Origin of the sequence: Mesorhizobium sp. LCM 4577 (genome assembly GCF_001854795.2) — a bacterium.
GTDB lineage: Bacteria > Pseudomonadota > Alphaproteobacteria > Rhizobiales > Rhizobiaceae > Mesorhizobium > Mesorhizobium plurifarium.
Window position 1 is genome coordinate 165,795 of record NZ_MDDU01000024.1, and the last position, 19,998, is coordinate 185,792.

General features: G+C 60.7%; 21 protein-coding genes and 1 tRNA gene. 15 read left to right on the top strand and 7 right to left on the bottom strand.

All coding sequences use genetic code 11. The annotated features are described in order from the left end of the window. Window positions 1-43 precede the first annotated feature (43 nt). The 4 genes from LCM4577_RS22450 to LCM4577_RS22465 all read right to left on the bottom strand — a co-directional run bounded on the left by LCM4577_RS22450 (window position 44) and on the right by LCM4577_RS22465 (window position 4,415). Window positions 44-1,099 (bottom strand): DNA polymerase III subunit delta', encoded by a 1,056-nt coding sequence (locus LCM4577_RS22450; RefSeq protein WP_071073488.1) that lies wholly within the window; start codon window positions 1,097-1,099, stop codon window positions 44-46. Then, window positions 1,096-1,770 (bottom strand): dTMP kinase, encoded by a 675-nt coding sequence (gene tmk / locus LCM4577_RS22455; RefSeq protein ID WP_041006702.1) that lies wholly within the window; start codon window positions 1,768-1,770, stop codon window positions 1,096-1,098. The genes LCM4577_RS22450 and tmk overlap by 4 nt, the downstream gene beginning before the upstream one ends. Before the next feature lie 72 nt (window positions 1,771-1,842). Continuing rightward, window positions 1,843-3,021, bottom strand: a complete 1,179-nt coding sequence (locus LCM4577_RS22460) for a D-alanyl-D-alanine carboxypeptidase family protein (protein ID WP_071073489.1) — start codon at window positions 3,019-3,021, stop codon at window positions 1,843-1,845. 128 nt (window positions 3,022-3,149) lie between these two features. Continuing rightward, entirely contained in the window at window positions 3,150-4,415 is a 1,266-nt protein-coding gene (locus LCM4577_RS22465; protein ID WP_071073491.1) for a septal ring lytic transglycosylase RlpA family protein, read from the bottom strand. Between the two features lie 586 nt (window positions 4,416-5,001). On the opposite strand from LCM4577_RS22465, the gene LCM4577_RS22470 reads away from it, so the two are divergent. The 13 genes from LCM4577_RS22470 (at window position 5,002) to LCM4577_RS22530 (ending at window position 16,181) form a co-directional block, all read left to right on the top strand. After that, window positions 5,002-5,091, top strand: a tRNA-Ser gene (locus LCM4577_RS22470). A gap of 171 nt (window positions 5,092-5,262) precedes the next feature. Next, window positions 5,263-6,498, top strand: a complete 1,236-nt coding sequence (locus LCM4577_RS22475) for a phage integrase central domain-containing protein (RefSeq protein WP_071073493.1) — start codon at window positions 5,263-5,265, stop codon at window positions 6,496-6,498. A 64-nt stretch (window positions 6,499-6,562) separates the two neighbouring features. After that, window positions 6,563-8,242 (top strand): AAA family ATPase, encoded by a 1,680-nt coding sequence (locus tag LCM4577_RS22480; protein WP_083354812.1) that lies wholly within the window; start codon window positions 6,563-6,565, stop codon window positions 8,240-8,242. Then, on the top strand, window positions 8,242-8,691 hold the full coding sequence (locus LCM4577_RS22485) for an HNH endonuclease (protein WP_071073497.1): 450 nt from the start codon (window positions 8,242-8,244) through the stop codon (window positions 8,689-8,691). Before LCM4577_RS22480 ends, LCM4577_RS22485 begins: the two co-directional genes overlap by 1 nt. Then, on the top strand, window positions 8,682-10,328 hold the full coding sequence (locus tag LCM4577_RS22490) for a terminase large subunit (RefSeq protein WP_083354813.1): 1,647 nt from the start codon (window positions 8,682-8,684) through the stop codon (window positions 10,326-10,328). Before LCM4577_RS22485 ends, LCM4577_RS22490 begins: the two co-directional genes overlap by 10 nt. 249 nt (window positions 10,329-10,577) lie before the next feature. After that, window positions 10,578-10,955, top strand: coding sequence for a hypothetical protein (locus LCM4577_RS22495; protein ID WP_071073499.1), 378 nt, complete (start codon window positions 10,578-10,580; stop codon window positions 10,953-10,955). A gap of 512 nt (window positions 10,956-11,467) precedes the next feature. Then, complete coding sequence (locus LCM4577_RS22500) at window positions 11,468-12,637, top strand: phage major capsid protein (protein WP_131803499.1); 1,170 nt, start codon at window positions 11,468-11,470, stop codon at window positions 12,635-12,637. 3 nt (window positions 12,638-12,640) lie between these two features. Further along, window positions 12,641-12,919: a head-tail connector protein gene (locus LCM4577_RS22505; RefSeq protein ID WP_071073502.1), complete on the top strand. Its 279-nt coding sequence runs from the start codon at window positions 12,641-12,643 to the stop codon at window positions 12,917-12,919. Next, a complete protein-coding gene (locus LCM4577_RS22510; RefSeq protein WP_071073504.1) occupies window positions 12,920-13,450 on the top strand; it encodes an HK97 family phage prohead protease in 531 nt (176 codons plus the stop codon). Then, on the top strand, window positions 13,437-14,654 hold the full coding sequence (locus LCM4577_RS22515; protein ID WP_071073506.1) for a phage portal protein: 1,218 nt from the start codon (window positions 13,437-13,439) through the stop codon (window positions 14,652-14,654). The genes LCM4577_RS22510 and LCM4577_RS22515 overlap by 14 nt, the downstream gene beginning before the upstream one ends. 178 nt (window positions 14,655-14,832) lie before the next feature. After that, complete coding sequence (locus LCM4577_RS22520) at window positions 14,833-15,171, top strand: phage head closure protein (RefSeq protein ID WP_071073509.1); 339 nt, start codon at window positions 14,833-14,835, stop codon at window positions 15,169-15,171. Next, window positions 15,171-15,719, top strand: a complete 549-nt coding sequence (locus tag LCM4577_RS22525) for a hypothetical protein (protein WP_131803501.1) — start codon at window positions 15,171-15,173, stop codon at window positions 15,717-15,719. Before LCM4577_RS22520 ends, LCM4577_RS22525 begins: the two co-directional genes overlap by 1 nt. 252 nt (window positions 15,720-15,971) lie before the next feature. Continuing rightward, complete coding sequence (locus LCM4577_RS22530; protein ID WP_071073516.1) at window positions 15,972-16,181, top strand: AlpA family transcriptional regulator; 210 nt, start codon at window positions 15,972-15,974, stop codon at window positions 16,179-16,181. A gap of 328 nt (window positions 16,182-16,509) precedes the next feature. Here LCM4577_RS22530 and LCM4577_RS22535 read toward each other — a convergent pair whose 3' ends face one another. The 3 genes from LCM4577_RS22535 to LCM4577_RS22545 form a co-directional block, all read right to left on the bottom strand. Beyond that, a complete protein-coding gene (locus LCM4577_RS22535) occupies window positions 16,510-17,166 on the bottom strand; it encodes an outer membrane protein (protein ID WP_071073518.1) in 657 nt (218 codons plus the stop codon). A 783-nt stretch (window positions 17,167-17,949) separates the two neighbouring features. Next, window positions 17,950-18,543, bottom strand: coding sequence for an SOS response-associated peptidase (locus tag LCM4577_RS22540; protein WP_071029952.1), 594 nt, complete (start codon window positions 18,541-18,543; stop codon window positions 17,950-17,952). Between the two features lie 29 nt (window positions 18,544-18,572). Continuing rightward, window positions 18,573-18,887 (bottom strand): DUF982 domain-containing protein, encoded by a 315-nt coding sequence (locus tag LCM4577_RS22545; RefSeq protein WP_244508408.1) that lies wholly within the window; start codon window positions 18,885-18,887, stop codon window positions 18,573-18,575. Window positions 18,888-18,931: 44 nt separating this feature from the next. On the opposite strand from LCM4577_RS22545, the gene LCM4577_RS22550 reads away from it, so the two are divergent. Both LCM4577_RS22550 and LCM4577_RS22555 read left to right on the top strand, forming a co-directional pair. Then, on the top strand, window positions 18,932-19,117 hold the full coding sequence (locus LCM4577_RS22550; RefSeq protein ID WP_041009290.1) for a DUF3606 domain-containing protein: 186 nt from the start codon (window positions 18,932-18,934) through the stop codon (window positions 19,115-19,117). A 295-nt stretch (window positions 19,118-19,412) separates the two neighbouring features. Further along, on the top strand, window positions 19,413-19,802 hold the full coding sequence (locus tag LCM4577_RS22555; RefSeq protein WP_371410065.1) for a DUF930 domain-containing protein: 390 nt from the start codon (window positions 19,413-19,415) through the stop codon (window positions 19,800-19,802). The last annotated feature ends 196 nt before the right edge of the window (window positions 19,803-19,998 follow it).

Genomic DNA, 19,998 nt, shown 5'->3' on the forward strand with positions numbered 1-19,998 from the left:
ATGCCGCCCGAAAGTGGGCCAACGGCATGCATCGAACAGGCCGTCACATTCGCATCGCAGAATTCAGGCGGTCGATCATGGTCAGGGCGTGCTGCTTCTTGTCGAGATTGTAGGTCTCGGCCTCAGATATCGTGTTCAGCGCCTCATGCCAAGCCTCGGACAGCGTTTTGGCCCTGGCGAGATCGCCGGACAATGCCGCTTCGCTGGCGGCGTCCGAAAGCAGATCGAGCGCGCGCCGGTTGAAGATGTCGAACTGGATCGCCTGGTCGCGCCCCGCCACGGCCTCGGCAAGGCGGTGGGCGCCGGCGATGTCCGGCTTCCGGGCCGCCACCAGCGTGTCGAGCGCGCCGGCGATCTCCAGCCCGCCATATTGAGTGAGCAGGATCGCGTTGCGGGCGCTGCCCCCTGCCCTCTCGGCGAGCGCCGCGCGCGCGGCCGGATCGTCCGGCGGCGGCGGCTCAACGCCCTCCAGCACCGCCATCAGCTCGTCTGCGGCCAAAGGCGCCAGGCGCACCACCTGGCAGCGCGAGCGGATCGTCGGCAACAGGCTGCCCGGCGCATGCACGATAAGGATGAACAAAGTGCGCGCCGGCGGCTCTTCGAGATTCTTGAGCAGGGCGTTGGCGGCGTTGGTGTTCATGTCGTCGGCCGGATCGACGATGACGACGCGGTAGCTGCCGTCATGCGAGGTCATCGACAGGAAGCGGCTGACCTTGCGGATCTCGTCGACGGTCAGCACCGTCTTGAAGCTCTTGGTCTTGTCGTTGGCCGGGCGCGTCAGGTGCAGAACGCCCGGATGCGCCCCGGTGGCGATCTGGCGAAACAGCGAGGAAGCCGGGTCCGGAGCGGCGAGCGTTTCGGGCGCCGTCTTGAAATCCGGATACTTCAGAAGATGGTGCGCGATGTGGAACGCGAGCGTCGCCTTGCCGATGCCCTGCGGCCCGGCGAAGATCAGCGCATGCGGCAGCTTGCCGGCGCGGTAGGCGCTGGCAATCATCCCCGCCGCCGACGCGTGGCCGATCAGCCGCGGCGTTTCGGCGGGCTCGGGCACGCCGTCCAGCGTGTCGTGCTGCTCGGGGGCGATGCGTTCGAAGATCATGCCGGCGCGGTCTCAATCCTTTGCGCCGGCATCCGCTCTTCCAGCGCCGCGAAGACGGCGGCGGTGACGACATTCTCCACCGTATCGGGATCGGCGGAGGCGTCGATGACGACGCAGCGCTCCGGCTCCGCCGCGGCGATGGCCAGGAAAGCCTCGCGCCGCCGCCGGTGGATGGCCAGAGTTTCCTTCTCGAAGCGATCGGCGGCGTCGCCGGCGCCGCGCCGCGCCGTAGCCCGCTTCAAGCCTTCAACCGGATCGATGTCGAAGATCAGCGTCATGTCCGGCATCATGCCGTTGATGGCCACCGCCTCCAGCGCCTTCATGAAATCGGCATCGAGCCCGCCGGTGACGCCTTGGTAGACACGCGAGGAATCGATGAAGCGGTCGCACAGCACGATCGAGCCGCGCTCGACAGCCGGCCGGATGACCTGCTCGACGTGGTCGGAGCGCGCGGCGGCGAACAGGATCGCCTCCATCTTCGGGCCGAACGGCTCGGCCGCCCCTGACAGGAGCACATGCCTCACGGCCTCGGCGCCGGGCGATCCGCCCGGCTCGCGGCTGACCAGCACCTCGTATTTCTTGGCGCGCATGCGCCGCGCCAGCCGCTCGATCTGTGTCGACTTGCCTGCTCCTTCGCCGCCCTCGAAGGTGATGAAAAATCCGCTCGCCAATCGAGACTGCCTTTGCTCGTGCTGGCCGCTGTCATAGCTCCCGTCCGTCAAAAGGTCCACGAACTTGCCCGATCACAAATGTTTCTGACGCAGCCAGCCGACAGCGAGTTCCTTGGCCGCGTCGAGCGCGCGCTGCGGCAGCGTGCCCACTTTCACCGACTCGGCGGCATAGAGCGGCGTCTGCTGGCTCAGCGTATCGCCTATCCAAACGCGCAATTCTCCGACCGGTTGCCCCTCCTCGACAGGCGCCGATACCGGACCCTGGTAGACGATCCTGGCGGTCAGCTTGTCGCGGTTGGCTATCGGCAGAAAGATGTCCACGGGGCCTTTGGCTTTCAAGGCCAGGTCGGACTTGGCGCCGCCGAAAACCTGCGCTTCGCCGACCACCTCGTCCTTGGCGAAGATTTCGGTCTTCTGGAATGATCGCGAGCCCCAGTCGAGCAGCTTGCGCGCCTCTTCGGCGCGTTCGCGGTCATTCGCCAGTCCGCTGAGGGCGGCGATCACGCGCGTGCCGTTGTGGCTGACGGTGCCGACCAGGCCGAACCCAGCCTGCTCGCTGGCGCCGGCCACGAAGCCGTCGGCTTCGATGCCCATGGCGATCAGCGGGTTGCGGTTCTTCTGCGAAATCTTGTTCCAGGTGAAGTCCGGCTGGCCGTAATAGTGGAAGAACTCCGGATAATCGCGCCACAGATGCAGCGCCAGCATCGTCAGCTCGCGCACCGTCGTCTGCTGGCCGTCGGCCGGCAGGCCGGTCGAATTGACGAAGGTCGATTTCTGAAGGCCGAGTTGACGGGCGCGATCGGTCATCTGCGCGGCGAAATTCGCCTCCGAGCCGGCCATACCCTCGGCCAGCACGATACAGCCGTCATTGGCCGCCTGCACGGTGACACCCTGGATCAGGTCCTCGACGCGGACCTCGGATTTGAGCTTGGCGAACATGGTCGAGGTTCCGGACGGCGCGCCGCCGGTGCGCCATGCGTTTTCGCTGACCACGAACGTGTCGTCGAGCGTGATCCGCTTCGCCTTGAGAGCGTTGAAGACCACCTCCATCGTCATCAGCTTGGCCATCGAGGCCGGCGGAATCGGTTTGTCGGGGTCCTTGGCGAAGAGCACCGTGCCGGTGTCGGCGTCGATCATGAACGCCTGCGCCGCCTTGGTCTCGAAAAGCTGGGCCTTCGCCGGAGCGGCGCAAAGCAGCGCCAGCACCAATCCCAGAAGGCTGGCGAAAGGCGGAAGAACACGCAATTGCATGAAATGTCGACCCAATCTGAGCAACACCGGACGGTGCCGAGCGGCCTCCGCCCCGGAATTGCGCAAAGCTACCCACAGCCAAGCTATCAGGGTTTTTTCGACCGGATCAACGGGCAGTGCGAATTTGCTCAGTTACGCACAACCAGCGCGTCCGGCGCGCCATGCGACCAGGCTGCCTGAAGCAGTTCGTCGATGCTGCCATGGCCGTCCGGATAGACGTTGACCGCATACCAATCATTGCCGTCGAGCTCGGTGCGCTGGATCTCGGTCCGGCCGAACGGTTCGAGTGCGGCGGCGACGCGCTTTGCCTCTGCGGCTTCGTCGAAGGAGCCGGCGGCGACATAGTCGGACGCAGGCGCCTGTTCCTGGCGATTCGATTTCTTCCACGAGCGAAGGATATCGGCCGGCGACATGCCGCCGGCGTCGAGCGCGGCAAAGACATCGGCGCGCTTTACCCGTTCATCCGCATAGGACAGCGAAGCCATGGCGAAAGGCGAGTTCGCGGGAAGACCGAGATCGGGCCGTTCCGGCACGATCGGTCCGAAATCGGGCAGCGCGACATCGCTGGCGCCCTGCGTCGAGAACGCTGCCGGTTGAACGGTGGCTTCATCCGACAGGCCCGGCTGCGCGGCAAAGGCCTGCCCAGAATCGGTCAATTGTCCAGGGAACGGCACGGCGGCCGGCGGCGCGCCTACCGGCATGCTCGGTGACGGGCCGTTCATGGCCACCATCACGCCGGTCGGCAGGCCGTCCGACGGATCCGGCCGGTTCTTGCCGGGATGATAGGAGGCCACCAGATACTGGTCGTCGTTACCGTCGAGCGGCGCGCGGCCGACATATTCGACTTTGACCCTGGCCGTGCCGACCTTGTCGTAGTCGAGCATCTGCGCCGCGCGTTGGGAGACGTCGATGATGCGGCCTTCATGATAGGGGCCGCGGTCGTTGACGCGCACGATCACCGAACTGCCGGTCTCCAGATTGGTGACGCGGGCATAGCTCGGCAGCGGCATCGTCGGATGCGCCGCCGTCAGATGCGTCATATCATAGACTTCGCCATTGGCGGTCAGACGGCCGTGGAAGGCATCGCCATACCAGGACGCCAGGCCGACCTTGGTGAAGCCCTTCTTATCTTCCTTCGGATAATACCACTTGCCGCGCACCTGATAGGGCTTGCCGAGCTGGTCGCGGCCGCCGCCGCGGCGCATGAACTGGACGCGCGGGCTCGCCTTCACGCCATATTCGGATTCGGCGAAATATTCCTTGGAGCGGGCCTTCTTGTAGACCATCCCCTTCGGCTCGGGCTGTGAGGCGCAGGCAGCCAGCAGCAGGCCCGAAAGGGCGCACAGGGCGAAAGCAGAAGCGCGACGAAGACGCGGGCGCGCCGGTTCCTGCATGTTTTCGATTGTCCCCTACCGTGCTGCCACTCGCGGAGCCAGAAGTCGCCCGCAAGCCAACACCTTGATCCTCAATCCCTTTTGCACAGGAATTGCTTATCACGATGTTAATCGATTATGGCCGCAACAGGGCGAGATTATGGCACGAGCACAATACCGCCGCTCGGAAGGTCCCTGCTCGTTCGAGAATACCCTGCTGCCAATAGCGCCGGCCACAAGATCGCCGGCGCGTCAAATCCGAATAAGAGTAAGGCTTTGTCCTGCTATTGCGGCTGCACGTTGGACGGCAGCTGTTGGGCCGTCGCACGAGACAGCTTCTGGCGCTTCGTCAAAACCGGCTTCTCATAGATCTTTTTCATCAATTCCCCCGTTAGAATATTAGCAGGTACAGATTGGCAGGGTCTTGGCGGCATTGTCAATTGCATCCGACCGGCTTCCTGCAATTGCCCCCGGCTCCCGAGAACAATGATTGAGCCTTTCCCGCGATTGACAGATCTTTGCACGACGCACTAGAGCATGGGCGCTTGCGTTCGTGTCGGCACGGCTTCGCGGCCGGCAGGACGAAGCGCCTCGTGAAGATCACGATGGAGGGATGGCCGAGCGGTTTAAGGCACCGGTCTTGAAAACCGGCGTGGGCGCAAGTTCACCGTGGGTTCGAATCCCACTCCCTCCGCCAACAGCCTTTCCCATTCTTGTTCATAGATTCCCGCAAAGCCTTGTAAACTCTACGTTTAAGGCGTCTTCGCGTTGCCATGCTTTGCCAGCCCATGCCGCGCCTACCCGGTGGAAGTCGGGTATAAAACCGGGTATCTTTCCTTTGAACCGGGTATTTCAAGGGGAAGGCACCATGTTGACAGACACGCAATGCAAGGGCGCGAAGAAGGCGGACAAGGCCTACAAGCTTACGGATGGTGGCGGCTTGCATCTGTTCGTCAGCACTGCGGGCGGCAAGCTGTGGCGATTCCGGTACGAGTTCGGCGGAAAGGAAAAGCTGCTTTCGTTGGGCTCTTACCCCGACGTTTCGCTGGTGGCGGCGCGCAAGGCTCGCGATGAAGCCAAAGAGACGCTGAAGGCAGGCAAGGATCCGAGCATCACTAAGAAGCTGCGGAAACTCGCCCACGTCACCAGCACGGCCAACACCTTCGAGGCAATTGGGCGCGAGTGGTACGAACTACAGAAGCCGCAATGGGCGGAACGGCACGCCAGTGATGTGCTGGTGAGCTTGGAACGTGACGTGTTCCCGACCTTCGGCAACGTCCCGATCAAGGACATCACGGCCGCCGAGGTGTTGGCGTTGCTGCGGCCGATCGAAAAGCGGGAAGCCAAGGAAACGGCTCGCCGCATTCGTCAACGTATGTCCGCCATCTTTGTCTATGCCGTGGCATCAGGGCGAGCCGACAACGACCCGGCTGCCATCGTCAAAGGCGCAATGGCGCCGATGAAGAAGGGCAAGCAGCCCGCCATCATCGACTTGGACAAAGCGCGCGAAATGCTCGCCAAGGCAGAAGCCGAGCCGGCACATCCAGTGACCAAGCTTGCGCTGCGCATTCTCGCTTTGACCGCCGTGCGACCCGGCACGCTGGCAACAACGCCATGGTCGGAATGGCCCGTTGGCGACGACCTTTGGCAGATACCTGCGGAACGCATGAAAATGCGCCTGCAACACAAGGACGACGAGGCGCGCGACCATTTTGTGCCGTTGTCTCGACAAGCGGTGGAAGCCATCGAGGCGCTGCGCACGATATCGGGCCGCGGTCCCGTCGCCTTCCCCAATACCCGCCATGCGCACAAGCCGATGAGCGAGAATGCTATCGGTTATCTGCTCAATCGGGCCGGGTATCACCACAAGCACGTCCCGCACGGCTGGCGGGCGACATTCTCGTCCGTGATGAACGAGCGGTTCCGGGCCGATAAGCCTGTAATCGACCTCATGCTGGCGCACGTACCGAAGGACAAGGTGGAAGGCGCCTATAACCGCGCGCTGCATCTAGAGCGGCGACGGGAATTGGCCCAACTATGGGCCGACCTCATTCTGGAGGGAGCACGTCCAGCCCACGAACTTCTCGTCGGGCCGCGACGATAAAAAATGCCCGGCAACCGCGAAGACGGCACCGGGCAAAACATTCAAAATCCAACGGAGTATATAGTTGCAAACGCAACAATCGTCAATTCGCAAATATCCGCACGAACTCTTTTCTGAAGGCAATTTCAACGAGCTAGGAGACATCTATTACGGGTTATATGACCGCCTTCTCGATTGGGGACACGGCGTAATCAACATCGTTGTCGCGCCGGCCATGGGAGATGGTCTGCCCGATTGGGATCGTGCCGAACCGGCCAATTTGGAACAGCCTTCAAGCGATAGCGGCCCAGCCGATATGGCAGAGGTTCGACGTTGGGCCATTCTTGTCGACAATATCGAGGCTTGCGACCCGGCCACGTCCATCTTGTTGTGGATCGACCCGAACGATAGCGGCTGCATGATGCAGCAAGTGGCCGGGCCTGAAGCGGACAGCGACATCGCGAAGCGCATCATTGGCCGCAGCATCGATGCTAGTCCGCCAGCCGGCGAGTACAAGCCGCCGAAGCTGACCGGGAGCTTACAAGGGGCCGCGCCCAAGCCTGCCAACGATAACCACGGCATCCGTCTGCTTTCATTCTCTGAATTCAAGGCGCAAGAGAATTCGACTGCCGACGCACTGATAAAGRGTCTGGTGCGCACCGGCACGCTGATTGCCATCGGCGGGCGCCCTGGYGCTGGCAAGACGGCCTTGACCCTGGCGATGGCGGATGCACTGGACGCCGGCAAGCCCTTTATCGGACGCGAGACCAAGCCCACAACGATCGTGGTGATTGCGGCCGAAGACGGCGGCGACGTTGCCAACCGGCTCGAGGCCATGGGCAATGACCGCATCAAGATTGCCAAGCTGCCCGAAGGCTTGCCGCTTACGAAGCCGCAGAAGGCCGCCGCAGTAGCGCGTGAAGTGGTCCGGCAAGCGAAAGCATTGGACCCCGACCGGCACGTTATGATCGTGGTTGACACGCTGCGAGCGGCGCTAGGAGGCGTTTCCGTGCTGGAGGACAAGACGACCTCCCCCGCTCTCAATGCTTTGCGTGAGGTGGCTGAAAGCGAGGGCGCTGTGGTCGCCATCCTCAACCACACCAACCGTGAAAACAACAAGGCCACCAAGGGCGAAACGCTAGAGGCTGTCGCCGCGCTGGAGCTTGTACTGCTTGAAGGCGAAGGCGAATGGTTCACGATCTATGTTGGCAAGAATCGCAGCGGGCCAGGCCATCGCAACATTGGCAAGGTTCGCTATACGTCGGCCAACGTGGGCGACGTCACGGCTGCCGTAGTTGACGAGATCGTGGCTGACGAAACAATCAGCGACGAGCCGAAGGAACGCGGGCCGTCCGATAATGCCAAGATTTTGCAGGGCATTATCCAGACTGCAATCCTTGAAGCGCGGGCATATCATCAGCCATTCGGCGCGGAAGGGCCGCGCGTCAAGTTCGTGTATGTCGATGATGTTCGGGCCGCCTTCTATGCTCGAAAGGACGGCACGGCAGACACCAAGAAAAAGGCGTTCGGTCGCGCTCTGGACCATTGGCTGCGCAACGAGTGGATCGTTCGCGGCGAAGACCGGGACAGCAAGGGACTGCTGTGGTTCGCGCGTGCTGCTGATGAGGTGTCGGGACAGGGGGACGGGACACCCCCTTACCAAGCATCTGTCCCGTCTGTCCCTCAAGCAGAAGGGGACGGGACAGGACAGGTAGATAGGAACTGTCCCGTCTGTCCCTCTTTCGACATGCAGGAGGCCGCGTAATGGCAGCGTGGCCTTACAACACCGGGGCGTGGCAGCGCTTGCGCCGTGCCAAGCTGTCATCGCAACCAACGTGTGAGGCGTGCGAGAAGCGCGGCAGGACAATGCTTGCCGTTGCCGTCGACCACATCGTGGCAATCAACAAGGGCGGAGAGCCGTTCCCTCCCCTCACCGGACTCATGTCGCTTTGCGAGCCATGCCACAACAGCAAGACCAACGCCGTCGACCATCCTAACGCATCGGGCTTCCGGCGCGCGCTGAAGGGCTTCGACGCGGAAGGCAATCCGCTTGATCCCGAAGGCTGGATCGCACCAGCGGCCCGCCCTGTGGCGGACAGCGGCAAGCCGGGGGCCTTCGCGGGACGGCGATCGACCAGCATTGGACCGGCGGGGGCCACTCGAAAATACTTAGTTTCACAATGCAACCAGTCGGAGGCCGACCCATGGGTTTAAGGGGGCCAGGCGCAAAGCCAAAAAAGACCCGGAAAGCGGCAAACGATAACCTGCGCACGGTGCTGCCATGGGAGGTTGAAGGCCTCTCACGGCTCGAGCGCGTCGTCGCATTCTGCAATGACATGCGCGTCACGCAAGGCAAGCTCGCCGGCACCACGATGCAACTGCGCCAGTGGCAGATAGACGACATCCTGGCGCCTATCTATGCCGAAGACGAGGAAGGCATCCGGCACGTTCGAACGGCTGTCGTCAGCATGGGGCGCAAGAACGGCAAGACTTTTCTGTCCGCCGCGCTTGCCCTTTGCCACCTGGTCGGCCCGGAAGCCGAAGAGCGCGGAGAGGTGTATTTCGCCGCGATCGACAAGTTGCAGGCGGGCAAGGCGTGGGCTGAAGCCAAGGCCATGCTTGACGCGCATCCCGAGCTTTCGGAGCGCGTCAACATCATCCGCTTTAGCAAGGAAATCGAGGTTATCGGAGACTGTCAGGGCAAGGGCAGCGTATTGAAGGCCGTCAGTGCCGATGCGGATAGCAAGCTCGGCATGTCGCCTTCATTCGTGCTCTGCGACGAGGCCGGATACTGGCCGAACCGTGACCTGTTCGACGCCTTCGATTCCGCACTTGGCGCGCGTGACAATCCGCTGATCGTCGTCATCTCGACGCAGGCGAAGGACGACACGCATTTCTTCTCCGAAATGCTGGACTACGGCCTGCGCGTGAAGGATGGCGAGATCGAGGATCCGACGTTCCACCTGACGCTCTTTGCGGCCGGCGAGAAGGACGACCCGTGGAGCTATGAAACGTGGGAGAAAGCCAACCCGGCGCTAGGCGACTTCAACAGTACCGCGCAAGTCGAGCGCATGGCCGCGCAGGCGAAGCGCATTCCCTCGAAAGAGGCCGACTTCCGCAACAAGGTGCTCAACATGCGCGTGGACGGCACGGTGCGGTTCATTGCGGCGCGCGAGTGGAACGATTGCAACCTTGGGCCGATCGATGACAAGGCGCTGGAAGGCCGAGAATGCTTTGGCGCTTTGGACCTGTCGGCGGCACGCGACTTGACGGTTTTTGTCCTAGTGTTTGCCGAAGACGATGGCAGCTACACGGTGTTGCCGCGGTTCTTTCTTCCCGAGTTCGATATCGACGGAAAGAGCGATACCGACCGCGTTCCCTATAACGTGTGGGCGCGGCAGGCGGACGCTCGCTTAACCTTGCTTCCCGGCAAGGTCATCGACCCCGCGCTAGTGGCCGAACACATCGCCGACGAGGCGGCCCGCTTCAATATCCAGGCAATCGCCTATGACCGCTGGCGCATCAAAGACCTTGAGCGAGAGCTTGAGAAGCTTTCCGTTGTGCTGCCGCTTGTGCCGTTCGGCCAGGGCTACAAGGACATGAGCCCTGCCGTGGATGTTCTTGAAGTCACAGTGGCACAGCAGAAGCTGAACCATGCCGGCAATCCTCTGATGAAGATGTGCGCCGCAAACGCCGTCGTGACCAAAGACCCCACCGGAGCGCGCAAGCTTGATAAGTCCAAGGCGGCAGGCCGTATCGATGGCATTGTGGCGCTCGCCATGGGGCTAAAAACTGCGCAGGGTCACGCGGAAGAAACGTTGCCGGCGTGCTTGTTGGACTTGGCGGCCTAACCGCTTTAACGGTTTAATGCCGCTTAAAACAGTAATAGACAAAGCAACATCGGAAAACCTATAGTTTCTTTGCGCCAATGGTGGCGCCGAGGGAAGAAAATGGACAGTGGGCTTGTGGAAATTATCGGCACAGTTATTGTTGACGAAGCTGAACGCGTGCTTGTGCAGATTGGCGAGACCAGGGTTTGGCTACCTAAGGCCGAGGTGATACCGCTTCCGGCAGATGATGAGTGAGAAAGGGACTTGGGAATGGCTGAAGTTTTTGCCGCAGGTGTTCAATACAACGACTGGAAGGGCACCTCAGCGGCTGACGATTCCGATGATTTGGGCGTGCAATCTTTCTTCCGTAATCGTGGCGTTCCCGACCACGCCTATGTCGTGGCGGTTCGTGCCTACTATCTCTCTGTCGATCCCGGCAATCTGACAGTCCGGGCCGTGTATGCCGATGGAGAGGGCTTCGATAGCGTCAACGCTCAGATAGAGTCCGACGACGCTCTGCAGTTCAAGGAGCTGGACATCGAACTAACGTTTGCTGAATTCTTCAGCATGTTCAAACGACTGAGCATCGTGCTCCCGCGCGAGGGGCTCGGTCTTGATGGTCGAGAATACAGCATCCAAGAGGCGTGAAATGGGTATTGCCACGCGGCGGCTTTGGCTTCCGCGTGGCATCTCCATTTTTGATGCGCCAGTTGGAATTTTCGACGTAGAACACTATATATAGGTGTAGGCCGCCGCGAGAGTGTTATTTTTGCCACCGTTTTGGCCGAAGGCATAAATTCCGACATATGTCAACCACTAGATATTGACATTTGGATGGGAAATGTGCTACTATAACTTTTTGAAAGTCGGATAGCGATTCGACCCGCGCCACAGGCGCCAGAAGCACCGCGCAAGGCGCGGATAAAGAGAAACCGGCCACTGAGGACCGGGAATGATTTTGGGAGTGGCAGCAATCGCTGCCGGGGGAGTTCAAATCTAGAAAAGTTTCAGCCTGCCGGCATCTGGCCGTGCGGGCTTTTCGTGTTTCCGGAATCATATCCGGAAAGCCCCGTAGGTACCTGCGGGAATCAAACGGGCCGGCACCGCCCTAGGAAGCTAACGCCGACCCATTCATTACCAACTGTCCATGGAGACAAACTTTGAACGTTCATCACTATCAGGAACAGCGTGCTGGCAAGATCGCAGAAATGAAGGCGCTTGGCAACGACCTTGACGACCAGAAGGCCGAGCGCTTCGACGCGCTGGAGGCCGAGGTGCGCGCCCTCGACGGTAAGATTGCCCGCGCGGCGAAGCTGGCCGAATTCGAGCGCCAGGCTGAAACCGTCGACAACCGCTTTGAGGCCGAGACGCGTGACTTCAGCATCACCAAGGCGCTTCGCGAAGGCCCCGACCATCTGTCTGGCCGAGAGCGTGAAGTGCATCAGGAACTGGCCAAGGGCCGCGAAACCCGCGGTGTCATGGTTCCGACTTCGCTGATCCTCGGCGAGCAGCGCGCCATGCTAACCAGTGGCTCGGCTGGCGATACCGTCGCTACCAACCTTGGCGGCATGATTGATCGCTTGCGTCCGTCCCTGGCCGTTCAGCGCCTTGGTGCTACGGTGCTTTCTGGCCTGACCGGCAACCTCGATCTGCCCAAGCTGACGGGCGGCCCGTCTGCATATTGGGTTGCGGAAGACGGCGCCACCACGGCTTCCGACTCCACCTTCGACAAGGTCTCGCTGGCGCCGAAGACGGTCAGCGGCGAAATGTATCTGTCGCGCCGTCTGGTGCTTCAGAATAGCGTTGCGCTCGAGAACGTGCTTCGGTCGGACCTCGCCTTCGTTCTCGGCCAGGCGCTGGACAAGGCGGCTATTGCGGGCACGGGTGCATCGAACCAGCCTTCCGGCGTGACCACTCTGGTTGCGGAGTCCGCCACGGCGTCGACCGCCTATTCCGATATCGCGGCCGACCTGATCGCCGATATCGAGGCCGACAACGTCGACGGCACGGGCGGCTTCCTGTTCGACAGCTACGTACAGAACATTCTGCGCAAGCTGAAGGAGACGTCGACCACCCTGCCGATTCCGATCTCCGCGACGCTGCATGCCGAACCTTCAGTCATGTCGAACAACGTGCCGCTGGTCTCGACCGAGCATCCGTTTATCTACGGCATCTGGTCAAACTTGATCCTGGCTTATTGGTCTGGTGTGGATCTTCTGGCCAACCCCTACAAGGACGCTTCGAAGGGCGGCCTGTGGCTGCACGCCTTCCTCGACGCCGACATTTCCGTCCGGCACGAAGAGGCGTTCGCCTGGAAGGGCGTGGCCTAATTCATGAGCGCCGTCAGCCTTGAAGACGCGAAGACACACCTTCGCGTCACCTTCGATAGTGATGACACGTACATCACATCGTTGATCGAGGCGGCTGAGGCTTACGTGGCCAAGGTGGGGGTGTCATTCGACACCCCCGTTCCGGCCCCGGTCCTCCATGCCGTCAAACTTCTCATTTCGCACTGGTACGGCGCGCGCGATGCAGCCGGCGAGAAGCCGTCGCAAGCCATCGAATTTGGCGTCAGCGCACTGATCGCACCCTATCGAGAGCAGGAAATCTAAATGGAAAAGCGACAAGCAGTAGAGCTTAGAGCCGAAGGCAAGCGGCTAGTCGGTCACGCGGCCGTGTTCGGACAAGTAGCGCGCATTGCCGACTTCAATGAGACTATCGCGCCCGGCGCCTTCCAGYGGTCACTAGCGGCCAGCAAGGACATCCTGGCGCTTGTCGWCCACGACACCGGTAAGGTGCTTGCAAGAACTGCGGCAGGTACGCTGCGTCTTTCAGAAGACGAGCGCGGGCTGGCGTTCTCGATCGACATGCCCGACACAAACCTTGGCCGGGATATCCTTGCGATGGCAGCCAGTCGCAACCTTGGCGGAATGTCGTTCGGCTTCACGGTGCCGGAAGGCGGCGAGGAATGGCGAGGCGACAACCGCACCCTGCGCAACGTTACGCTGCACGAAATCAGCGTTGTGCAGTCCTTCCCAGCTTACGACGGCACGTCCGTGTCGGCCCGTTCCCGCCAGAAGCGCACCGCGACCGATCGCCGAATTGCGCGGCTTGAGATGGAGGCGCCGCATGTGGCCGTTTAAGAAAGCCGAGACGCGCATCGTCACGTCCGACCCGTACCTTGGCGAATTCCTCGGCGCCCGCTTTGTCGCCCGCGCCGACATCGAAAAGGCTTCCGGCCTGGCGGTTGCGCACCGTTGCGTTTCGGTCATCGCCGAGAACCTGGCCGGTGTTCCCCTGGTGCTTTACAGGAAGACGGACAGCGGCGGGCGCGAGCCTGCTACCGACCATCCATTGTTCAGCGTGCTTAGCGACGAAATCGCGCCTGGCGTGTCGGCATTCGACGGTCGGGAATGGTTGCTGGCCAGCCTGCTTGTGTACGGCAACGCGTTCGCGAAGATCGTGCGCAACGGCAGGGGCCAAGTCACTGGCTTGGTGCCGCTCATCACGGGCGCCGTCACGATTGAACAGCTTCCCGCGTTCAGGGTCCGCTATCAGTACCAGCCGATCTACGGGCCAGCCGAGACCATCTTGCAGGACGAGATGCTGCACATCCGCTATCGGTCTATGGATGGCATCGTCGGGCGCTCGCCAATCCAGATTGCGGCTGCAACATTCGGGCTTGCCGTTGCCCAAACCGATCAGGCTGGCGCACAGGCTGAAAACGCCTTCCGGCCGGCCGGCGCTCTTGTGTTCCCGGACAAGTTGGCCACTGGCACGGGCACCGGCACGAAAGACAGCATCATCCAGAAGTTCAAGGAACGCTTTGTTGGCTCGATGAAGGCCGGCGAAGTGATGATCCTCGACGGCGGCGCCAAGTTCGAAACCTTCAGTTTCAATTCCAAGGACTCGGAATTCTTGGAAAGCCGCAAGCTGTCCAATCTCGATATTGCCCGCGTTTACGGCGTGCCGCCTACCGTGGCTGGCATCGTTGATAACGCGACGTACAGCAATGTCGACGGCGAAAGCCGTGCCCTTGTGCAGCGCTGCCTGGCACCGATGGCTAGGCGTGTAGAGAGTGCCATGGCAATCGCGCTCCTGAGCCCGGAAAGCCGCAAGACGCTGTTCTTGGAGCACGACCTCGATGACCTCATCCATGGCGATATCGTTGCCCGGTACAACGCCTACAGGGTCGGTCGCGAAGGCGGCTGGCTTTCCGTCAACGAGATTAGGCAGACCGAGAACATGGCCAAGATCAAGGACGGGGACTCGTATGTTCAGCCCTTGAACTACGGCGCCTTGGGCGCGGCCAACGATAACAAGGCGACCATCGGAGCCGCGGCATGACGAGTGCTGTAGAGATAAAGCGCCAGCTTTCCGCTATGGACGCGGTCGGCTGGTCCATGGTGGGCCTGGAGGCCGATGGTCCCGGCTGGCGACGGTATATGCGCGATGACGAGCACCCTCGCTTCCTTCGCCTGTATCGAGGCCTTCGCGATCTCCTCGTAAATGAGGAGGTCGCAGCATGACGCAGCCAGGGGAACTTCGCGAAGTCATCGACCTGCAGGCGCGTACTGTGATCGATGATGGGTACGGGAATGAGGTGGCCGGCCCGTACGAAACCCAATGGTCGGCGCCGGCTCGCATTCAGATCCTGCGCGGAACGGAGACCGTCATAGCGGCCCGCCTGGCAGGCACACAAACRCTCGCCATCACCATCAGATGGCAACCCGCGGTCGCGGACCTGACGGCCGATTGGCGGGCCGTGAATGCCCGAACTGGAGTGGCCTACAATATCCGATCCGTTGAGCCGGACGAGCGGCGCGCGTGGGTCAACATCCTCGCAGAATCAGGAGTTGCATGATGAAATTTCGTATCAGTGGAATGACCATAAAGCCGGAAATTGACTACGGGTATCGCACCGCGCACATGGGCAGCGGCGAGATAGTTCTGCCCGAAATCAGGGCAACCCTCCGCGGCGTTTCGTTGTGCCATCGGGACGGCGAATTCTTTGCCTTCGCGCCGCGGCCGGACAAGGGCGGTTTCGGCATTCAGTGGGATTGCAACAGCCCGTGGGCGAAGTCGGTTGCCGCTGAGATGGCGGAAATGTTTAAACGCATGGGTGGCGACATGCCGCCCACTACCCCGGAAAAGGCAGAGAATCGCGCCAATGGTCGTCGCCGTATAGACGAAAAGCGAAAGCAGGATGACGTCCCCCGTGACCATGTGACCGGCAAGCCGATCGGTACCGATCCTTTCGACGGCGAGCCTGGCGAGATCGAACGCCGCGTGGTTCCCTTCGACCTTGTTTCCATCGATGGCAATCAAGTCGGGGAAGACGACGCAGAAGGCTTGCACCGCGTGCTTGGCGTCGATGCCGTATCGGAGACCTGCGCCCGTGCCGGCCTGTGATATCAAGATTAGGACGCTTCGGCCGGTAGCAATACCGGCCGGGCCGAACTGGACTATCATCGCCAGCTTCGATGCAGAGGTGGGTGACTTTCGCGTGCGCAACGGATTGCTCAAGCGCAGCGTGGTCGACGGCCACCACATCGTATCGCTAGGCGCACCAAAGCCAGACCGGCGCCTTACGCTGCCAGGTGAATGCGAGACACGCCAGCGGATCGTTGAGGCCGCGCTTGAGGCGTACGAGGGGAGATGACGATGGATGCTGCGAACGACAACCTGCCTGACCGTCTGTTGAAGCTCAAGGAAGTCATGCGCATGACGAGCCTTGGTAGCAGCACGATCTATCGCAAGATGGCGGCGGAAACGTTCCCCCGCCCGCGTGTTCTTAGCGAGGCTTGCGTGCGGTGGATGGAATCGGAAATCTTGGCATGGATGACCGCTCTTCCCGTCGCCAAAGCAGCCTGATCTAAAGCCGGGTATGCTATAGGGTACTTTGTCGCAGCGGCACAAAGAATGAATAGCAATTACAACAACATAAGAGCATCAGTTTGGCGGTCACTCCCTCCGCCAAATTATAATTAGAGCGTGCCGTAACTTTTGTTCTTACACCCAGGGACATGGAAACGCGCGTACTGGCTCTAGACATGCCCTAGCCGATATGAAGGTCACACTTACCTGCATAGAAGAGCGGTCGGGCACCCGCGTTGCGTGTGACGCAGGATTCCGCACGCCGCGCGCGCAAAGAAAAAGCCTGTCGCGATTTGCGGCAGGCTCTTATTAGGACCTCAGAACATTAGAACTTGTAGGCGATGCCGACGCGAAGCTCGTTGGTCTTCAGATCAACATCGGCATTGACCGGATCTCCAAAGGACTCCGAGCCGAAGTCAGTATAGCGATATTCGCCTCGCAGCAGCAGATTGTCGGTCATGGCATAATCCAAGCCGACACCTATCGTCCATCCCGTGAACGTATCACTAAACGAAGGTCCGCCTTCACTACTTCTAATCTTGACATCGCCAAACGCAACGCCACCCGCAATATAAGGAAGAAAGCGGTCGACGGCATACCCTAGCCGAAGTCTTGCCGCCCCACTCCAATTGAGTTCTTCAGTTGCCTCGAAGCCCGATGGGAAACCAGGAGCGCCGAATATTTCGCCGCTGCCATCAACATTCGTATATACGATGTCCAGTTCGGCACCAATCACGATATTGTTGGACATCTGATAGTTGTAACCGCCGTAGACGCCTCCGAGGAACCCGTCAGGATCTGGGTCGACAAAGCCCGGTCCACCGATCTGGTCCATATGGCCATTACCCCAAGCATAGCCTGCCTGTAGGCCGAGATACCCGCCTGTCCAGCTAAAAACCGGCGCTTCTTCTACGATGGCGTCGGCAGCAAATGCCGAAGATGCCAGCAGAGACAACGACAAACCAAGAAGCAGGTTCTTCATAGGTGATCTCCCATAACCTACCCTGTGGTAGCAGAGTGCCCTGAGATGTGCAGTTGTATATCTGCCACAGTAACCGAGATTCAGGTTGCCGTCAGCGTAGCTTAGCGCTTCTTTCGACAGTTCTGATCGTCGAAAACAATGTTGCAATGCCCCTAATATTAGGAATAACTTGACGAACATGCGGGCTCAACGAATAGGAAGGACAGCATCAGGGTCGAGACAGGCTGCGATCACCACAACGGTGCGCAAGCGCGTGACAGAGGACAAGGTTAGCGTTTGATCGCTTCGGCAAGCGCTTTGATGGATGCCCTGCCGGGGCTGCACTGCTGTGACGAGTTCGCTAAAGCGCGGTTATCGGCAAGCTGTATCGTTGTAGGACAGCAACGCTGGCATCCCCCTTGCAAGGCAGGATTGCCGGGTTGATCTCCGGCAGCTCGTCGGGCTTGAGGCAGTTGTTGGGGGCCTCGCCCGGCGAGTTCTCCAGAAATCAGTGGATATGCATCAAATGATGTATCCATGCACAAATGCTAATTTAGCCTCTTCTTTAGCCGACTCCCAACCCCGAGTCGGTTAGGCCCGGCGGTTCAACCCAACGCACCCCAACAGAGCGCGGAACTGTCGGGCCGCTGCGTCCAGGCCCTTCCGTTGCTCGGACGTCACAGCCAAATTCGTGAATCTTTGCGCCGCTGCGGCGGCCTGGATGGAAGCCGACGAAGCCTTAAGGGCTCGTTGCGCGGACTGGCCAGAAGTGCCGCGGGACTAAGGCTCGAGCTAGTGGATCGGTCAGGCGCGCTCTGGCCGCACCGTCTCTACCGACAGCGATCCCGCCGGAAGCGGCCGTAAAAGGTCGCTCTCGGGTTTCGACAGATCAAGCCACGCGGACCAGTTCTCGGGCTGGAGGACGACAACCTGCCGATTGTGATACGGCGCGACATCCGGCCCCGGATCGGTCGTCAGCATTGTGAAGGTAGGCGGCTTGTTGCCTGTCGCCTCTCGCCAGAGCCCGGCAATGGCCAAGAACGGGGCACTGTTCAGCGCGAAGCGATGCTTGGCTTTCGGATATTTGGTGCCCGTGAATTCAAAGAAGGCGGAGGCCGGCACAAGACAGCGTTTGCTGTCGGCGAACCGGCGGCCTTCCGACCGGAAGTTGAACATCGGTCCGCCTTTCGGCCCAGACGGGGGAAAGCCAAATGTCATCGACGCAAGTTCAATCTCGTCGCCGGCAACACGCATGATGGGCGCCGGATCGTTGATGCGAATGTCGTCTGCTTGGGGAAGATCGAGCTCAGTTTGATGGCTCGGGATCTTCAATGCCAGCGACTCCATCATCCGGCAATATTCGGCCCAGGCGATATGCTGCTCATAATCATTGCACATGGGAGGTCATCCGAATGGATCGTGCTCCACTAGGATACCAGCCTCAGCGGCGGCCTCAACGAAGGCTTTCGGGCGTGCCGTACTGCCCCGAGCCCCTGGAGGGCGCTGAGGCAAGCCTTACGGGCGGCCGTGTGCTTCTTTCCGGGTGACGCCGGCCATCGATTGAGGAGAATATCGGCTGCCTGAGCAACGCGATCCACGGTATAGATCGTGTGGCCTGACTTGCCGAGCGCGACACGCACTGGCGTCTCGAAACGCTGATCCTGCACACAGCCTCCTCGCGCGACCGGACTCAAATTGACCGAAGGGGCATCTGTTCCTTTAGCGACAGCTAATGGGAACATTCATCATCGATTTCTGTTCCTTCCGACCAGGAGGAGGATCAGTCATGGCAGACGACAGGACCAAACGTGATTTCCGTGACCGCGACCGCGTGTCAGCCGACGAGGACTATGAAGTCCGCTATTTCGCCAAGCAGCACCGGATCAGCCCCGAGCGGGTGCTCGATCTGATTAAAGAGCATGGCAATAATCGAAAGACCCTGGAGCGCGAGGCAAGGAGGCTTCGAGGATGACGAGGCTTCCGAACTTGGCCCTCCCAAAGGGTTGACGGTGTACCGGGCGTTGCGGAGCTGGCGAAGGTCTCGGCCTTCAGCCATCTCCCCCAAAAACCCCAGAGCCGCGGCAACGTCGCGTAAGCCCGCTAGGGCATGACGGTGTCGGATTCAGCCCCGTTTTCGACAAGCCAATCGCCCATTACCACCAGAGTGTTGATTTGACTTGATGGCAACCGCCTCCTCGCCGGTCGAGGCGGTAGGTAAAATACCGTTTATTTGATTTCTCAGACAAAATGTGCTGCTTGTCGCGCCCATGAAAAAGCTCTGCCTGATGGTCCTGGCGTCGTTGACGCTGGTCTTGCCGGCCAAGGCGATGGACAATGCGTTGCGCGCCGGCCTGATGAAACTCGATCCGCGGACTCGCCTTGAGCAGCGCTGTGACGCCGAAGTGCTCGACCGGATCAGTCACGACGATCGCAACTACAAGGCCGACCGCGTCGTGGCCTACGCCTTCGCCACGCCGCAGATGAGCGCCGATGCCATCAAGAGTTCGGGCGCCGCCTTCCGCAGCAAGGGTCAATGGTATCGGCTGAAGTTCAAGTGCCTGACCGGGCCGGACCACATGCAGGTGCTGCAGTTCCGCTACAAGATCGGCGATGAAATCCCGGAATCCGACTGGGCCAAATATAATCTCTACGACTAGAGCAATTCCAGGGAAAGTGCGTAACCGTTTCCCCGCCCGGAATTGCGTCAAAACAAAGAGATAGAGCGGTTCGCCGTTTCCGTGAAACGGTGAAACGCTCTGGTTTTCGGCCTCGCCCACCAGTCGGCACCACCCGAAAATCCTTGAGAGCCTGCGCCGGCGCGTTGTTTTCCGACGATGTCCAAACCTGCGCCTT

Coding starts and splice junctions, on each gene's coding strand:
- LCM4577_RS22450 (WP_071073488.1), bottom strand. CDS start 1,099: ATGATCTTCGAACGCATCGCCCCCGAGCAGCACGACACGCTGGACGGC.
- LCM4577_RS22460 (WP_071073489.1), bottom strand. CDS start 3,021: ATGCAATTGCGTGTTCTTCCGCCTTTCGCCAGCCTTCTGGGATTGGTG.
- LCM4577_RS22465 (WP_071073491.1), bottom strand. CDS start 4,415: ATGCAGGAACCGGCGCGCCCGCGTCTTCGTCGCGCTTCTGCTTTCGCC.
- LCM4577_RS22475 (WP_071073493.1), top strand. CDS start 5,263: ATGTTGACAGACACGCAATGCAAGGGCGCGAAGAAGGCGGACAAGGCC.
- LCM4577_RS22485 (WP_071073497.1), top strand. CDS start 8,242: ATGGCAGCGTGGCCTTACAACACCGGGGCGTGGCAGCGCTTGCGCCGT.
- LCM4577_RS22490 (WP_083354813.1), top strand. CDS start 8,682: ATGGGTTTAAGGGGGCCAGGCGCAAAGCCAAAAAAGACCCGGAAAGCG.
- LCM4577_RS22495 (WP_071073499.1), top strand. CDS start 10,578: ATGGCTGAAGTTTTTGCCGCAGGTGTTCAATACAACGACTGGAAGGGC.
- LCM4577_RS22505 (WP_071073502.1), top strand. CDS start 12,641: ATGAGCGCCGTCAGCCTTGAAGACGCGAAGACACACCTTCGCGTCACC.
- LCM4577_RS22515 (WP_071073506.1), top strand. CDS start 13,437: ATGTGGCCGTTTAAGAAAGCCGAGACGCGCATCGTCACGTCCGACCCG.
- LCM4577_RS22525 (WP_131803501.1), top strand. CDS start 15,171: ATGAAATTTCGTATCAGTGGAATGACCATAAAGCCGGAAATTGACTAC.
- LCM4577_RS22530 (WP_071073516.1), top strand. CDS start 15,972: ATGGATGCTGCGAACGACAACCTGCCTGACCGTCTGTTGAAGCTCAAG.
- LCM4577_RS22535 (WP_071073518.1), bottom strand. CDS start 17,166: ATGAAGAACCTGCTTCTTGGTTTGTCGTTGTCTCTGCTGGCATCTTCG.
- LCM4577_RS22540 (WP_071029952.1), bottom strand. CDS start 18,543: ATGTGCAATGATTATGAGCAGCATATCGCCTGGGCCGAATATTGCCGG.
- LCM4577_RS22545 (WP_244508408.1), bottom strand. CDS start 18,887: ATGTTCCCATTAGCTGTCGCTAAAGGAACAGATGCCCCTTCGGTCAAT.
- LCM4577_RS22550 (WP_041009290.1), top strand. CDS start 18,932: ATGGCAGACGACAGGACCAAACGTGATTTCCGTGACCGCGACCGCGTG.
- LCM4577_RS22555 (WP_371410065.1), top strand. CDS start 19,413: ATGAAAAAGCTCTGCCTGATGGTCCTGGCGTCGTTGACGCTGGTCTTG.